Raw genomic sequence first — 15,448 nt, forward strand, 5'->3', positions numbered from 1 at the left:
TCAGCTCCTGTAAGGAGTTAAAAGGAGCTCACTCGCTAAAGTGAGCACCTTCTTCCAAATAATCGCTTTGATTCTCTCGACTTTCATCAAGAGAGAAAAGGATTACTCTTCGTCTTCTAGCTCGATGTTGATACCTAGCGAGCGGATCTCTTTCAACAGTACGTTGAACGATTCTGGCATGCCAGGTTCCATGCTGTGGTTACCGTCTACGATGTTTTTGTACATCTTAGTACGGCCGTTAACGTCATCCGACTTAACCGTTAGCATTTCTTGTAGCGTGTAAGCAGCACCGTATGCTTCTAGTGCCCATACTTCCATCTCACCGAAACGCTGACCACCGAACTGAGCTTTACCACCTAGTGGCTGCTGAGTTACTAGGCTGTACGAACCAGTTGAACGAGCGTGCATCTTGTCATCAACAAGGTGGTTCAGTTTCAGCATGTACATGTAACCAACAGTTACAGGACGCTCAAACGCATCACCTGTACGACCATCAAATAGCGTTAGCTGACCTGATGTTGGTAGATCTGCTAGCTCAAGAAGTGCTTTGATTGACTCTTCTGGAGCGCCATCAAATACAGGAGTCGCGATTGGTAGACCGCCACGCAAGTTCTTGATCAGAGTACGTACTTCATCATCAGACAGAGAAGCAATATCTACTTTCTGGCGAGTGTCGCCTAGGTCGTAAACTTTTTGTAGGAACTCGCGGAATTTCGCTAGTTCTTGCTGCTCTTTAACCATCTGGTTGATCTTGTCACCGATACCTTTCGCTGCCAGACCTAAGTGTACTTCTAGGATCTGACCGATGTTCATACGCGAAGGTACACCCAGTGGGTTAAGTACGATGTCTACAGGCTGACCTTTTTCATCGTATGGCATGTCTTCAACAGGGTTGATCTTAGAGATTACACCCTTGTTACCGTGACGACCCGCCATCTTATCACCAGGCTGAATGCGACGTTTAACCGCTAGGTAAACCTTAACGATCTTCAGTACGCCAGGTGCTAAATCATCACCTTGAGTAATCTTACGACGCTTAGTTTCGAACTTCTTATCGAAGTCAGCTTTTAGCTCGTCCCACTGCTCAGCAAGTTGCTCAAGTTGAGTTTGTAGTGCGTCATCTTCTAGCGTTAGTTCTAGCCACTTCTTACGATCAGTAGTGTCTAGTTTCGCTTCAGAGTAACCGCCTTCAATCAATACAGCTTTAACACGGTTTAGAAGGCCACCCTCAAGAATCTGGAATTCTTCAGTTAGGTCTTTCTTCGCTTCTTTAAGCTGCATCTGTTCGATTTCAAGCGCACGCTTGTCTTTCTCTACGCCATCGCGAGTGAAGACTTGAACGTCGATGATCGTACCTGATACAGAGTTAGGTACACGTAGTGAAGTATCTTTAACGTCAGATGCTTTTTCACCGAAGATTGCACGTAGTAGCTTCTCTTCAGGCGTTAGCTGAGTTTCACCTTTAGGTGTTACTTTACCAACTAGGATGTCGCCACCCTTAACTTCAGCACCGATGTAAACGATACCTGACTCGTCTAGTTTAGACAGAGCAGATTCACCTACGTTTGGAATATCAGCGGTGATCTCTTCAGAGCCCAGCTTAGTATCACGCGCCACACAAGTCAGTTCTTGAATGTGGATTGTCGTGAAGCGGTCTTCTTGAACTACGCGCTCAGATACTAAGATCGAGTCTTCGAAGTTGTAACCGTTCCAAGGCATGAACGCGATACGCATGTTTTGACCAAGCGCTAGTTCACCAAGGTCTGTTGAAGGACCATCAGCAAGCACGTCACCGCGTGATACAGGCTCACCTGGCATCACACATGGGCGCTGGTTAATACATGTGTTCTGGTTAGAACGTGTGTATTTAGTCAGGTTGTAGATGTCGATACCAGCTTCACCTGGTACTAGCTCTTCTTCGTTAACTTTAACAACGATACGAGAAGCATCTACTGACTGGATTACACCACCACGTTTAGCAACTGCAGTTACACCTGAGTCAACGGCTACGTTACGTTCAATACCAGTACCAACAAGCGGTTTGTCCGCTTTCAGTGTCGGAACTGCCTGACGTTGCATGTTCGCACCCATCAATGCACGGTTCGCATCATCGTGTTCTAGGAACGGGATAAGCGATGCAGCGATAGATACAACCTGGTTTGTCGCAACGTCCATGTACTGAGCGTGCTCACGAGGGTGTAGACCAGATTCACCTTTCTGACGAGCTGTGATCAGCTCATCTGCAAAAGTACCATCTTCGTTTAGCTTAGCGTTCGCCTGAGCGATAACAAATTGGCCTTCTTCGATTGCAGATAGGTAATCTACTTCGTCTGTTACAACACCATCTACAACGCGACGGTATGGTGTCTCTAGGAAACCGTACTCGTTACAACGTGCAAACGCAGATAGAGAGTTGATCAGACCGATGTTTGGACCTTCAGGGGTTTCGATAGGACATAGACGACCGTAGTGAGTTACGTGTACGTCACGTACTTCGAAGCCAGCACGTTCACGAGTTAGACCGCCAGGACCCAATGCAGAAATACGACGCTTGTGCGTTACTTCTGATAGCGGGTTGTTTTGGTCCATGAACTGTGAAAGCTGTGAAGAGCCAAAGAATTCTTTAACTGCCGCAGAAATTGGCTTCGCGTTGATCAAGTCTTGAGGCATGATTGCGTCAAGATCGCCTAGGCTTAGACGCTCTTTAACTGCACGCTCAACACGTACTAGACCTACACGGAACTGGTTCTCAGCCATTTCGCCTACAGAACGGATACGACGGTTGCCTAGGTGGTCGATATCGTCCACTTCGCCCTTACCGTTACGGATCGCGATCAGCTTCTTCATCACTTCGATGATATCAGTTTCATCAAGTGTGCCTTGCTCTTGAGCATCTTCACGGCCGATAGAGCTGTTGAACTTCATACGACCAACAGTCGATAGATCGTAACGCTCTTCAGAGAAGAATAGGCTTTCGAATAGAGCTTCTGCAGCTTCTTTTGTTGGCGGCTCACCAGGGCGCATCATGCGGTAGATTTCTACCAATGCAGAAATACGATCAACCGTGCTGTCGATACGTAGTGTTTCTGACATGAATGGACCGTGGTCTAGATCGTTCGTGAATAGAACTTCTAGCGCTTTGTGGCCAGCCTGAGATAGGTTCGCTAGTGCTTCCAGGCTGATTTCCTGGTTAGCGTTAACAATGATCTCGCCAGTTGCTTCATTGATGTAATCTTTTGATGCAACTTTACCTACGATGTACTCAACTGGTACTTCGATGTGATCAACACCATCTTTTTCTAGTTGGCGGATATGACGAGCTGTTACGCGACGACCTTGCTCAACGTAAACTTTACCATTCGCTTCGATGTCGAACGACGCAGTTTCACCACGTAGACGATCTGGAACCAACTCCATCAATAGAGTTTGGTCTTTCACTTCGAAGTTCACTTTCTCGAAGAAGAGATCTAGGATTTCTTCTGTCGACTTACCTAGTGCACGAAGGATGATCGATGCTGGTAGCTTACGACGGCGGTCGATACGAACGTACAAGTTATCCTTAGGATCAAACTCGAAATCAAGCCATGAACCACGGTAAGGAATAACACGTGCGTTGTATAAAACTTTACCTGAAGAGTGGGTCTTACCCTTATCGCTGTCGAAGAACACGCCTGGGCTTCGGTGCAGCTGGGATACGATAACCCTCTCGGTACCGTTAATAACGAAGGTACCATTGTCTGTCATGAGTGGAATTTCACCCATGTAGACTTCTTGTTCTTTAATGTCTTTTACAGTACCTGCTGGCGCGTCTTTATCAAAGATAACTAGGCGTAGTTTTACACGTAGTGGCTTTGAGTAAGTTACACCGCGGATTTGACATTCTTTAACGTCAAAAACTGGCTCACCAAGACGGTAGCTAACGTATTGCAGCTCAGAATTGCCGTTGTAGCTCTGAATCGGGAATACAGAACGGAAAGCGGCTTCAAGACCGTATTGACCTTCAGGATCCTGTTCGATGAATTTGTCGAACGAATCGAGCTGGATCGATAGCAGGTATGGAATGTCCAAAACTTGTGGACGAGTACCAAAGTCCTTACGGATGCGCTTTTTCTCGGTATAAGAGTAAACCATGGGGTTCCTCAGCTCGCTGATAAGTGACCCAAACTGTCCGCCCGCTCCTAGTTACTTAAGGGGGGTAAGGGACAGTGACTAATATAGCTGTTTACTGTAGTGACATTTCATTTCGTAAGAATGAAATGTTTTTTGCATGGATATCAGGCGCTTAAACAGCGGGAAAATTCGCCTATACCCTACAGCGCAAAAAGGCCGGTGGTTAAAAAACCACCAGCCAATTAGCCGTTAGGCTAAGAAACTATGCAATAATTACTTAACAGCAACAGTTGCACCAGCTTCTTCTAGCTGAGCTTTAAGAGCTTCAGCTTCTGCTTTCTCAACACCTTCTTTAAGAGGTGCTGGAGCGCCGTCTACAAGAGCTTTAGCTTCTTTAAGACCTAGGCCAGTTGCGCCACGTACTGCTTTGATTACAGCAACTTTGTTACCGCCAGCAGCTTCTAGGATTACGTCGAATTCAGTTTGCTCAGCAGCAGCTTCGCCGCCAGCAGCGCCGCCAGCTACAACAGCAGCAGCAGCAGAAACACCGAATTTCTCTTCCATTGCTTCGATTAGTTCAACAACTTGCATTACAGACATTTCTGCAACTGCGTCTAGGATTTGCTCGTTAGTAATAGACATAACAATTCTCTTTTAAGTCAACAATAAGTTTATTAAGCAACCAGTAAAAAGCAAGGCTTATGCCGCTGCTTCTTGTTTTTGATCGCGGATAGCTGCGATAGTACGCGCCAGCTTGCCAGCCGAAGCTTCTTTCATGCACATCATTAGGCGTGCAATTGCTTCGTCGTAAGTTGGTAGTGTTGCTAGTACTTCAGCGTCAGTTAAAGCGCCTTCATAAGCAGCAGCTTTGATCTCGAAATCTTTGTTCTCTTTAGCGAAGTCTTTGAAAAGACGCGCTGCAGCACCTGGGTGCTCATTAGAGAATGCGATTAGTGTAGGACCAGTGAAAGTGTCAGTTAGACACTCGTACTCAGTACCTTCAACCGCACGACGAGCAAGAGTGTTACGAACAACTCTCATGTAAACGCCAGCTTCACGAGCTTGTTTACGTAGAGAAGTCATCGCGCCAACTTGAACGCCACGAGAATCAGCTACAACTGCAGAAAGTGCACCACTGGCAGCTTCGTTGACTTCAGCAACAATTGCTTTTTTGTCTTGAAGGTTTAAAGCCATCTTGGATTTACTCCTGGTTGTCGTTACACCACTCACTATCATCACGACAGTGAGAGCTATTGAGGTGCTTCCCCAGAAGAAAGTTAACTATATTACATAGAGCTTTCTGTCAGTTCGGGCACCATCTACGTAGGATAATTAAGTTTGCTTTTACACAAACACCTACGGTCTTGGACGGAGACTGGGTCTTAATTCATTTCGAACTAGGAGACAGTTCAAAGAACCAAAGTTCAGCCCCAACCACAAATATTAGGCGCAAAATTATACACTAATTTTGCGCCTAAGCAAATAAATTATGCTTGAGTGTTCAGGCTAGCCTGATCAACAGCAACACCAGCACCCATAGTAGTAGAGATGCTTACTTTCTTCAGGAAAGTACCTTTCGCTGAAGATGGCTTAGCTTTCTTCAGAGCAACTAGAAGTGCTTCTAGGTTCTCTTTGATCTGCTCAGCAGAGAAGTTTGCTTTACCGATAGTAGTGTGGATGATGCCGTTTTTGTCGTTACGGTAACGAACCTGACCAGCTTTAGCGTTTTTAACTGCTTCAGCAACGTTAGGAGTTACAGTACCAACTTTAGGGTTTGGCATAAGACCGCGAGGACCTAGGATAGTACCTAGTTGACCTACAACGCGCATTGCATCTGGAGAAGCAACAACTACGTCAAAGTTCATTTCGCCTTTCTTAACTTGCTCAGCAAGATCTTCCATACCTACGATGTCTGCGCCAGCTTCTTTAGCTGCTTCAGCGTTAGCACCTTGAGTGAACACTGCAACGCGGATTTCGCGGCCAGTACCGTGAGGTAGTACAGTTGCACCACGTACGTTCTGGTCAGATTTACGAGCATCAATGCCTAGGTTAACAGCAACGTCTACAGACTCAACGAATTTCGCAGTCGCTAGTTCTTGAAGAAGAGCAACAGCTTCGTTGATTTCGTATTCTTTAGTTACGTCAACTTTTTCGCGGATTACGCGCATGCGCTTAGTTAGTTTTGCCATCTTATTAACCCTCTACCACTAGGCCCATTGAACGAGCAGTACCAGCGATAGAACGCTTCATCGCTTCGATGTCAGCACCAGTCATATCAGCAGCTTTAGTTTCTGCGATTTCTTGGATTTGAGCGTCAGTTACAGTACCAACTTTTTCAGTGTTTGGACGACCTGAACCAGACTTAACGCCAGCAGCTTTCTTAAGAAGAACTGCAGCAGGTGGAGTCTTAGTTACGAACGTGAAAGAACGGTCACTGTATACTGTGATAACTACTGGAGTTGGTAGACCTTTCTCAATAGATTCTGTTTTTGCGTTGAACGCTTTACAGAATTCCATGATGTTCACACCGTGTTGACCTAGTGCAGGACCTACTGGTGGACTAGGGTTAGCCATACCAGCAGCAACTTGTAGCTTGATGTAAGCTTCAACTTTCTTAGCCATGATAATTCCTAAGTTTGGGTACAAACGCTAATCGCGGATCAGCTCCCCGTTTGTGTAAGAAACTTTTTACTTCACTTGAAGTAAAAAGGCGCGAAATTATAGTCATAATCCGCGCCTTATACAACCCTAAAAAGGTGATTTTTTATACTCTTTAACGAAGAGTCTTAGTCCAGCTTTTCAACCTGACCAAATTCAAGCTCAACTGGTGTCGCACGACCAAAGATCGAGACAGACACTTTCAGGCGGCTCTTCTCGTAATCCACTTCTTCAACAGTACCGTTGAAGTCAGCAAATGGACCTTCGTTAACACGTACCACTTCACCCGCTTCGTACATTGTACGTGGACGAGGCGCTTCACTCGCTTTCTCAAGACGATTAAGAATCGCGTCAGCCTCTTTATCCGTGATAGGTGCCGGACGGTCTGAGGTACCACCAATGAAGCCCATGACACGCGGCACACTGCGTACTAGGTGCCATGATTCATCGTTCATAATCATCTGAACAAGGACGTAACCTGGGAAGAACTTACGCTCAGATTTGCGACGCTGACCCGCGCGCATTTCCACTACTTCTTCAGTAGGAACCAGTACTTCACCGAATAGCTCTTCCATGCCGTGCATTTTGATATGCTCGCGCAGAGATTGAGCTACACGACCTTCAAATCCAGAGAAGGCTTGAACCACATACCAGCGTTTTTTTGGAGCTTCACTCATGAATAAAAACCCTCTATACCCCAGTTGCTAGAGCTACTAGACGAACCATAATTCCGTCAATACCCCATAGCACTAGAGCCATTACAATACTTACAGCTAAAACGATCAGTGTTGTTTGCATGGTTTCTTGGCGAGTAGGCCAAACAACTTTACGTACTTCCATACGCGATTCTTTTGCAAAACTGATCGCTGCTTTACCTTTAGTCGTTGTTGCTGCAACGCCTAAGGCAGCTGCAATAAGAACAACAACGCCTGCAGCACGAACCACTACAGACATTTCACCATACAGGTAATTACCCACAACAGCGGCAGCTGCCAATACGAAAGCGGCTAACCACTTAAACGTATCTGCTGCGTTTGAGCTATCAGGAGTTTCAGCATTATTTGCTTTCATAAAACCAACCTGTTACAAGTCTTAATATAGACGACAACAACCCCGCTGTTGCAGGGCAAACTCCATATCGCTGAAAAAATCAGCGTACTCTTCTTAAGATTAAGCATCTTTGCTTAATCTTGCTCTGCGCCCAACCCACTTCTGAACAAGAAAACAGCAAAAATAATGTTGAGTGCAGAAAAAGGGCATCAAATGATGCCCTTTTTGCTACTGGTTCGTCAAATCTAATTCAAGATTTTCCGAAAGCATCGCTAATTCGCTATGAATTAGTCGAAGATCTTAGCAACAACACCAGCACCTACTGTACGGCCACCTTCACGGATCGCGAAACGTAGACCTTCGTCCATTGCGATTGGTGCGATTAGCTCAACAGTCATCTGTACGTTGTCACCTGGCATTACCATTTCTACGCCTTCTGGTAGCTGGATGTCACCAGTTACGTCAGTTGTACGGAAGTAGAACTGTGGACGGTAGCCTTTGAAGAATGGAGTGTGACGACCACCTTCATCTTTAGACAGTACGTATACTTCTGATTCGAACTTAGTGTGTGGAGTGATTGAACCAGGCTTAGCTAGTACTTGACCACGTTCAACTTCGTCACGCTTAGTACCACGTAGAAGTGCACCAACGTTCTCACCTGCACGGCCTTCGTCTAGAAGCTTACGGAACATCTCTACACCAGTACATGTTGTAGTAGTTGTTTCCTTGATACCTACGATAGCAACTTCGTCACCTACAGTTAGAATACCACGCTCGATACGACCAGTTACTACTGTACCACGACCTTGGATTGAGAATACGTCTTCGATAGGCATTAGGAATGGCTGATCTACCGCACGCTCTGGCTCAGGGATGTAAGTATCTAGAGCTTCAGCTAGTTCAACGATTTTCGCTTCCCACTGCTCTTCGCCGTTTAGTGCGCCTAGTGCAGAACCTTGGATAACTGGTAGGTCATCACCTGGGAAATCGTATTCAGATAGAAGTTCGCGAACTTCCATTTCTACTAGTTCTAGTAGCTCTTCATCGTCAACCATGTCACATTTGTTCATGAATACGATGATGTATGGGATACCAACCTGACGGCCTAGTAGGATGTGCTCACGAGTTTGTGGCATTGGGCCATCTGTCGCAGCAACAACTAGGATACCACCGTCCATCTGTGCAGCACCAGTGATCATGTTTTTAACGTAGTCCGCGTGTCCTGGACAGTCAACGTGTGCGTAGTGGCGAGTTGGAGTGTCGTACTCAACGTGAGAAGTTGCGATTGTGATACCGCGCTCACGCTCTTCTGGAGCGTTATCGATAGATGCGAAGTCTTTAGCTACACCGCCGTAAACTTTAGCAAGAGTAGTACAGATAGCTGCAGTTAGAGTTGTTTTACCGTGGTCAACGTGGCCGATAGTACCAACGTTAACGTGCGGTTTCGTACGTTCAAATTTTTCTTTAGACATGAGTGGTCCCTCTAGGTACGGATTTAGGTGGCCCAAATTGACCACGCAACCAAAAAAGATAATTGGTAAATCTAATATCAAAAGGAAATAAACTTGAGAGCTGGTGCTGATAGGCAGACTCGAACTGCCGACCTCATCCTTACCAAGGATGCGCTCTACCACCTGAGCTATATCAGCACTCAAATTAGAGTGGAGCGGGCAGCGGGAATCGAACCCGCATCATCAGCTTGGAAGGCTGAGGTAATAGCCATTATACGATGCCCGCAACACGTAACTCTGAGAGCTATTTCCTAAAGAATATGGTGGAGGGGGACGGATTCGAACCATCGAAGGCAGTGCCGGCAGATTTACAGTCTGCTCCCTTTGGCCACTCGGGAACCCCTCCAAATTTTCAAGCCATTCAGACTACTAAAGGAAAGAATGGTGCCGACTACCGGAATCGAACTGGTGACCTACTGATTACAAGTCAGTTGCTCTACCTACTGAGCTAAGTCGGCATAAGTGGTGCGCATTCTATTGAATGATTTTCGAGGTTGCAATAGTAATTTTAAAAAAAATCATAAAATTCGATTTTTTAGATTCGTTTGCTGCAAATTCGTACAAACTTGGCTTTTTTAAAGTAAACTTCGACCTTTGTCGTTTGCTTTGAAGTTCGCTTGATGTATGTTCTTGCTTCTACTAAACCAAGGATAAAAGAGCCCCATGAGTCCATTTTTGTCATTTGACCGTGCAAATTGGGCCGAGTTAAGAAACTCTGTACCGATGACACTTTCTGAAGACGACTTGACTGCGCTTCAGGGCATTAATGAAAACCTAACCATGGAGGAAGCGGTAGAAATCTACCTTCCTTTGTCTCGTCTTTTGAATCTGTATGTCCAAGCGCGTCAAAGCCGCAACTCTGTATTACAACAATTCTTGAATACGGAAGAACATGCCCCTCCTTTTGTGATTGGTATCGCCGGCAGTGTCGCTGTAGGCAAAAGTACGACAGCTCGTATTCTGACCGCATTGCTTTCTCGTTGGGAGAATCATCCCAAAGTGTCCTTGGTCACTACAGATGGCTTTCTATATCCGAAAAAGGTACTAGAAGAACGCGGTATCATGCATCGTAAAGGGTTTCCTGAGTCCTATGATATCAAGCGTTTAGTCGAGTTCATGTCTGACGTAAAGGCGGGAAAACCCGATCTTGAAGTACCCATCTATTCTCACATCACGTATGACATTACTGATGAACTAAGAAAAGTGGATAGACCGGATGTTCTTATCATTGAAGGTTTAAACGTTCTACAAAGTGGAATGGATTATCCGCATGATCCACATCGCGTCTTTGTCTCTGATTTTTTGGATTTTTCGATCTATGTCGATGCTGAAACAGAGACAATTGAACAGTGGTATGTGGAACGATTTTTAAAGTTTCGCCAAGGGGCTTTTACTAAACCCGGTTCTTATTTTAGTCACTACACGCAACTGTCAGTCGATGAAGCAAAGCAAAAAGCGAAACAAATTTGGCATGATATTAATGGGCTCAACTTGGAGCTGAATATTCTTCCAACCCGAGAAAGAGCCCATTTGATTCTACACAAAGGCGTCAACCACTTGGTTGATAAGGTATCTTTGCGAAAGTAATTGAACGTCAATCGCTTTTACGCAACGAGATTTCACCACCAATGTAAGTCTCTGGCCCTTGCGAGGTTTCGAGTAATATCCCGCCTTGATGATCAATGCCGCGTACGACGCCGTGCACCTCTCTAGGTCCGATGAGCAGCTTGACTTGACGATTGAGAAAGTTATCTAATCGATTCCAACGTTCGACAAAGCTGGTAAGTCCTTTCAGTTCATACTCGATAAGTGCGGAATTCCAATGCTTGATAAGCGTCGTCGCTAGGACATTTCTATCGATCACGAGACTCTCGTTTACCTGATTCAATGTTGTCCATGGTTGATCAATCTCAGGTTGCTCATCAGGCATTCCAATATTGAGCCCCATCCCAATCACAAGATGAGCAGCACCACCGGCCTGCCCTGACATCTCCACTAAGATTCCTGCCAGTTTTTTATCTTGATAATACAGGTCATTTGGCCACTTGAGTTTAACGCCTTGTATGCCCATTTCTTCTAGTGCTTCCACTGCGGCAATACCAATAACAAGGCTTAAGCCCATTGCCGCGGCCATTCCCGCATCTAATCGCCAGTACATGGATAGGTATAAGTTAGAGCCAAATGGAGAGATCCATTGTCTACCGCGGCGACCACGTCCTTGTGCTTGATACTCAGCTATACAAACACGGCCCTTTTCTGACTCTGCAACTCTATCAAGCAAATACTGGTTGGTTGAGTTAATCACAGGAACAAGCTCAACAAGTGAATCCGCACTAGCAGTAAGGAAAGCTTCATCTAGCAACTGCAATGGTGATGCCAACTGGTAACCGCGCCCTTGCACTCGATAAATATCAATGCCCCACTCACTAAGACCTTTAATATGCTTAGCTATTGCCGCTCTGGATACATTCAGGGCTTCGCCCAGCGCCTCTCCAGAATGAAACTCGCCGTTACTTAATGACTTTAAGATATGAAGTTTCGTAGAGTGATCTTTTCTCATCTTAACGCCTCGATCTGAGCCAGGTTGGTTTCCCCGGTGCGGTTCAGAAATCGCACTTCATGCTCAAGTTCTATTTGGTATTTATCCCACACTGCCTGCTTCACTAGGGAAGCAAGTGCGACAACATCATCGGCACTGCAGTTGTCCATGTTGGTCAAAACCAAGGCTTGCATAGGGTTGACCTGTGCACCATGCACAGACTTCCCCTTTAATCCGCACTGATCAATCAGCCAACCAGCCGCGACTTTCATTCCGCCAGGAGTTGGATAGGCCACGATATTAGTATGTTGCTTCATGAGCCGATCATAATGATCTTGAGTGATCACTGGGTTTTTAAAGAAACTCCCTGCGTTACCTACCTTGACTGGATCCGGCAGTTTCTCCGTTCGCACTTGGCAAACTCGCTCGAAGATTGTTGCTGGGCTAAGTTGTTCTTCCGGAATATCTTTTAAAGGACCATATTGATTAATCGGCTGCCATTGTTTAGCCAGCTTAAGCCCTAGTGCGGTAATAAAGCACTTTTCATGCAAAGCGTGTTTAAAAATGGAGTCTCGGTAGCCAAATTCACAGTCTCTGGCGCTCATTCTTCTATTTTCAAACGTAGTTAGATCAAGAACATCCACGTAGTCACAAATGTCTTTTAGCTCTAGCCCATAGGCTCCAATGTTTTGAATAGGAGCCGAGCCTGCACAGCCAGGGATCAGGGCTAGGTTTTCTAACCCACCAATTCCCTGACTCACACACCAGGAAACCAATTCAGGCCAGTCTTCACCACCTGCAATATGCAATAGGTATTGGTCATCCGTTTCCGTCACATTTTTACCCATGATTCGATTAACGATCACTAACCCGTCAAAATGCTCAGTGAAAAGAACATTACTTCCTTTACCTAAAAAAAGTTTCGGTAAATGGGTGAATCTCGGGTCTTGAAATAGTTGGGTAACCTCCTCGAGCGACTCGATGGTCGCTAAATAGGAACACGACTGTTCAATCCCAAAAGTATGGTAAGCCTTAAGGCTTGCATTTGTTTTAATTTGCATAGTAGGTTTGCAACGTCAGATAAGATTCTCTTAAACTGTCGACATTCTACATTAGTTATCTTTTAACCGCAGTGACAATACCTGACTCATTAATCATAGAAGTGTTAAATCCTATCAAGCTCCCTCTCATTAAGAGGTTGTACAAAGCGCATTACCCTTCGGGTCGAGCAAAAAAGGATGAACTGATCATTACTGCGAGCCATAAAGGTGAAATCGTTGCGTTACTACGCTTAAAAACCGTAGATAGATCTCGATTGCTGACGGGAATGCTGGTCATTCCAACACTTAGGGGAACTGGCATTGGAAAAGAACTACTAACTAATTGTAAAAACAATGTTTTCACTGATGGCGATTATTGCTTCGCGTTTACACATCTCGAATCCTATTATTCCAAGCATGGATTCAAAACCATTGATTGCTCTGAGCTACCACACCCGTTAAAAATGGCATTTCAACGCTATGTAGATAGCGGTAAAGATCTCATTCCAATGCAATTCATCTCTTCAACGACATCAAAACGCGCGCTTTTGTAGCCAGGCAAATCATATCTTTGATAAAATGGCAGGTTCGCAATATTGCACTAAACTAAGGTACTCATACCGATATGATAGTAAGTAGGAATCCATTCGAACAGTTGCCAAGTCTCGCTGTCAATCCGGAAGACTTTGATGTTCTGTATTCAGCAGAATCATTCAGGACTCGTCTTTTGGATGCAATCAGCAAAGCAACGTCGCGAATTTACCTAGTCGCTCTATATCTGGAAGATGATGAAGCTGGACGTGAAATTCTCACTGCGCTTTATGAAGCGAAACAGCGCAATCCTGGGTTGGACATCAATATCTGTGTCGACTGGCATCGAGCGCAGCGTGGCCTGATTGGTGCGGAAACATCTGAGGGTAATTCTGCGCTTTACAAAGCGTATGCCAATAAGTACCAACACCCGATCCCTGTCTATGGCATACCTGTGCGTGGCAGAGAGGTTTTTGGGGTACTGCATTTAAAAGGCTTTATTGTCGATGATACTGTCATCTACAGCGGGGCAAGCTTAAATAACGTTTATCTGCACTATCACGAACGCTATCGCTTTGATCGTTACCATGTGATTCGACATGAGTCTTTAGCTAATTCAATGGTGCAATTCATTCAGGAAGAGATGATTGCTCACCCAGCTGTCAATGATCTTGCTGGAAAAGATAAGCCAGAAACCAAAGAAATTAAGTCGGCGATTCGTCAACTGAGAGCTTCACTTGCTCAAGCTAATTATCAGTTTGAAGACCAACCAGCAACAGAAGAAAGTGTAAAAATCACCCCGCTAGTTGGTCTAGGCAAACGCCGTAATCTACTCAATCAACAGATTGTAAAGTTACTAGCGGCCGCCCAAAACGAAATCTTTATCTGTACGCCTTACTTTAACTTCCCTAAAGCGCTGCATCGTGAAGTGAAGCGAGCTATGAAACGCGGTGTGAAAGTAACTATTGTTGTGGGCGACAAGACAGCAAACGACTTTTATATTGCCCCTGAGGAAGACTTTAAAACCATTGGCGGACTTCCATATCTGTATGAAGTAAACCTACGCCGCTTTGCGAAAGCAAATGAAGCGAATATCGCTGCGCGTAAACTGTCAATTCACCTCTGGAAGCATGACAATAATAGCTTCCATCTCAAAGGCATTTGGGTTGATAAACGCTATATGCTACTGACGGGGAATAACTTAAATCCTCGGGCTTGGTCACTTGATCTAGAAAATGGACTTCTCATCCAAGACAATTATGCGAAACTCACTGATAAGTTCGAAGATGAGGTTTCGCGTATCCTTGAGCATACCCACCTTATCTGTACTTATAAACAGTTAGAAAAAGTGGAAGATTATCCGATAGGGGTGCAGCGGTTAGTAAGAAAAATAACCCGCCTAAAAGCAGATGGGGTTTTAAAACGCATCCTGTAAGCATAATTAACTTCAAAGCTCAGCATTTTCCTGCTGGGCTTTTTTATTATTCCTAGCTCCAACAGCTTAATACTCTATTAGACCTCTATATTAGTAGACTTCAGTAAATAAGCTTGCGAGACGCAACGTAACCCCAAACGCAACAACCTAGAATCTAGAAAGGCAATACATGCGTAAGTGGCTAGGTGCTTAATAACTCAGCCTTCCGCTCTTACTCTTTCCCACACTACACTAATGAATAATCTTTCTAACACGTAATAAAGGGGAGCTTTAATGAGTCAGCATAGGGGATAAAAACTAGCGCTCGAGACTGGGATCCTGTTCAGCAGAAACCACACAGAATTGCGCATCAACTCGTTCATGACTGGGCCTAGAAACCATAAAAAGAAAGGAGTATATCTCTCGATGCAAAATTTCAATATGGAAATGGGATTAAGGGAAGTCGGGTAACCAAAACGAAAAAAGCCCCAGTCTTTCGACTGAGGCTTAATATAAGTGGCGGAGTGGACGGGACTCGAACCCGCGACCCCCGGCGTGACAGGCCGGTATTCTAACCAACTGAACTACCACTCCG

Annotated in this window: 13 protein-coding genes and 5 tRNA genes; 3 read left to right on the forward strand and 15 right to left on the reverse strand. The window is 45.1% G+C overall.

The window, feature by feature from the left end; all coding sequences use genetic code 11:
* Positions 1–102: 102 nt before the first annotated feature.
* From rpoB to FKN08_RS23050, 12 genes are all read right to left on the reverse strand, one after another.
* Positions 103–4,131, reverse strand: coding sequence for a DNA-directed RNA polymerase subunit beta (gene rpoB, locus FKN08_RS22995; RefSeq protein ID WP_005397275.1), 4,029 nt, complete (start codon positions 4,129–4,131; stop codon positions 103–105).
* A 252-nt stretch (positions 4,132–4,383) separates the two neighbouring features.
* Positions 4,384–4,752, reverse strand: a complete 369-nt coding sequence (gene rplL, locus FKN08_RS23000; protein ID WP_005397273.1) for a 50S ribosomal protein L7/L12 — start codon at positions 4,750–4,752, stop codon at positions 4,384–4,386.
* Positions 4,753–4,809: 57 nt separating this feature from the next.
* Positions 4,810–5,304 (reverse strand): 50S ribosomal protein L10, encoded by a 495-nt coding sequence (rplJ, locus tag FKN08_RS23005; protein WP_005397270.1) that lies wholly within the window; start codon positions 5,302–5,304, stop codon positions 4,810–4,812.
* Positions 5,305–5,597: 293 nt separating this feature from the next.
* Complete coding sequence (rplA, locus tag FKN08_RS23010; protein WP_005384683.1) at positions 5,598–6,299, reverse strand: 50S ribosomal protein L1; 702 nt, start codon at positions 6,297–6,299, stop codon at positions 5,598–5,600.
* A gap of 4 nt (positions 6,300–6,303) precedes the next feature.
* A complete protein-coding gene (rplK, locus tag FKN08_RS23015) occupies positions 6,304–6,732 on the reverse strand; it encodes a 50S ribosomal protein L11 (RefSeq protein ID WP_005384682.1) in 429 nt (142 codons plus the stop codon).
* 164 nt (positions 6,733–6,896) lie between these two features.
* The gene (nusG, locus tag FKN08_RS23020) at positions 6,897–7,445 is read right to left on the reverse strand and encodes a transcription termination/antitermination protein NusG (RefSeq protein WP_005384681.1); all 549 of its coding nucleotides are present in this window, start codon (positions 7,443–7,445) and stop codon (positions 6,897–6,899) included.
* Positions 7,446–7,458: 13 nt separating this feature from the next.
* Positions 7,459–7,839 carry a preprotein translocase subunit SecE gene (gene secE, locus FKN08_RS23025; protein ID WP_005397258.1) on the reverse strand — a complete coding sequence of 127 codons (381 nt, stop codon included), beginning with the start codon at positions 7,837–7,839 and terminating at the stop codon, positions 7,459–7,461.
* A gap of 266 nt (positions 7,840–8,105) precedes the next feature.
* Positions 8,106–9,290, reverse strand: coding sequence for an elongation factor Tu (tuf, locus tag FKN08_RS23030; protein WP_012841309.1), 1,185 nt, complete (start codon positions 9,288–9,290; stop codon positions 8,106–8,108).
* Between the two features lie 101 nt (positions 9,291–9,391).
* Positions 9,392–9,467: transfer RNA gene (locus tag FKN08_RS23035), tRNA-Thr, on the reverse strand.
* A gap of 13 nt (positions 9,468–9,480) precedes the next feature.
* Positions 9,481–9,555: transfer RNA gene (locus FKN08_RS23040), tRNA-Gly, on the reverse strand.
* Between the two features lie 35 nt (positions 9,556–9,590).
* A tRNA-Tyr gene (locus FKN08_RS23045) sits at positions 9,591–9,675 on the reverse strand.
* 36 nt (positions 9,676–9,711) lie between these two features.
* Positions 9,712–9,787 (reverse strand) — tRNA-Thr (locus tag FKN08_RS23050).
* A 205-nt stretch (positions 9,788–9,992) separates the two neighbouring features.
* Here FKN08_RS23050 and coaA point away from each other — a divergent pair.
* Entirely contained in the window at positions 9,993–10,916 is a 924-nt protein-coding gene (gene coaA, locus FKN08_RS23055; RefSeq protein WP_005398335.1) for a type I pantothenate kinase, read from the forward strand.
* A gap of 7 nt (positions 10,917–10,923) precedes the next feature.
* Here coaA and birA read toward each other — a convergent pair whose 3' ends face one another.
* Positions 10,924–11,889 carry a bifunctional biotin--[acetyl-CoA-carboxylase] ligase/biotin operon repressor BirA gene (birA, locus tag FKN08_RS23060; RefSeq protein ID WP_170892934.1) on the reverse strand — a complete coding sequence of 322 codons (966 nt, stop codon included), beginning with the start codon at positions 11,887–11,889 and terminating at the stop codon, positions 10,924–10,926.
* A complete protein-coding gene (murB, locus tag FKN08_RS23065; protein WP_047010309.1) occupies positions 11,886–12,929 on the reverse strand; it encodes a UDP-N-acetylmuramate dehydrogenase in 1,044 nt (347 codons plus the stop codon). Before murB ends, birA begins: the two co-directional genes overlap by 4 nt.
* A gap of 101 nt (positions 12,930–13,030) precedes the next feature.
* Here murB and FKN08_RS23070 point away from each other — a divergent pair, with 101 nt between their 5' ends.
* On the forward strand, positions 13,031–13,462 hold the full coding sequence (locus FKN08_RS23070) for a GNAT family N-acetyltransferase (protein ID WP_170892935.1): 432 nt from the start codon (positions 13,031–13,033) through the stop codon (positions 13,460–13,462).
* A 71-nt stretch (positions 13,463–13,533) separates the two neighbouring features.
* Positions 13,534–14,874 (forward strand): CDP-diacylglycerol--serine O-phosphatidyltransferase, encoded by a 1,341-nt coding sequence (pssA, locus tag FKN08_RS23075; protein WP_031780707.1) that lies wholly within the window; start codon positions 13,534–13,536, stop codon positions 14,872–14,874.
* A gap of 496 nt (positions 14,875–15,370) precedes the next feature.
* On the opposite strand, the gene FKN08_RS23080 is transcribed toward pssA, so the two are convergent.
* Positions 15,371–15,447: transfer RNA gene (locus FKN08_RS23080), tRNA-Asp, on the reverse strand.
* Between the last annotated feature and the right edge of the window lies 1 nt (position 15,448).

The sequence above is a fragment of the Vibrio sp. 1-2 (7-a) genome, from assembly GCF_013048515.1.
GTDB lineage: Bacteria > Pseudomonadota > Gammaproteobacteria > Enterobacterales > Vibrionaceae > Vibrio > Vibrio diabolicus.

What these genes read in the sequence shown, in the direction of transcription:
- rpoB (WP_005397275.1), bottom strand. Translation starts at nt 4,131, where the DNA reads ATGGTTTACTCTTATACCGAGAAAAAGCGCATCCGTAAGGACTTTGGT.
- rplL (WP_005397273.1), bottom strand. Translation starts at nt 4,752, where the DNA reads ATGTCTATTACTAACGAGCAAATCCTAGACGCAGTTGCAGAAATGTCT.
- rplJ (WP_005397270.1), bottom strand. Translation starts at nt 5,304, where the DNA reads ATGGCTTTAAACCTTCAAGACAAAAAAGCAATTGTTGCTGAAGTCAAC.
- rplA (WP_005384683.1), bottom strand. Translation starts at nt 6,299, where the DNA reads ATGGCAAAACTAACTAAGCGCATGCGCGTAATCCGCGAAAAAGTTGAC.
- rplK (WP_005384682.1), bottom strand. Translation starts at nt 6,732, where the DNA reads ATGGCTAAGAAAGTTGAAGCTTACATCAAGCTACAAGTTGCTGCTGGT.
- nusG (WP_005384681.1), bottom strand. Translation starts at nt 7,445, where the DNA reads ATGAGTGAAGCTCCAAAAAAACGCTGGTATGTGGTTCAAGCCTTCTCT.
- secE (WP_005397258.1), bottom strand. Translation starts at nt 7,839, where the DNA reads ATGAAAGCAAATAATGCTGAAACTCCTGATAGCTCAAACGCAGCAGAT.
- tuf (WP_012841309.1), bottom strand. Translation starts at nt 9,290, where the DNA reads ATGTCTAAAGAAAAATTTGAACGTACGAAACCGCACGTTAACGTTGGT.
- coaA (WP_005398335.1), top strand. Translation starts at nt 9,993, where the DNA reads ATGAGTCCATTTTTGTCATTTGACCGTGCAAATTGGGCCGAGTTAAGA.
- birA (WP_170892934.1), bottom strand. Translation starts at nt 11,889, where the DNA reads ATGAGAAAAGATCACTCTACGAAACTTCATATCTTAAAGTCATTAAGT.
- murB (WP_047010309.1), bottom strand. Translation starts at nt 12,929, where the DNA reads ATGCAAATTAAAACAAATGCAAGCCTTAAGGCTTACCATACTTTTGGG.
- pssA (WP_031780707.1), top strand. Translation starts at nt 13,534, where the DNA reads ATGATAGTAAGTAGGAATCCATTCGAACAGTTGCCAAGTCTCGCTGTC.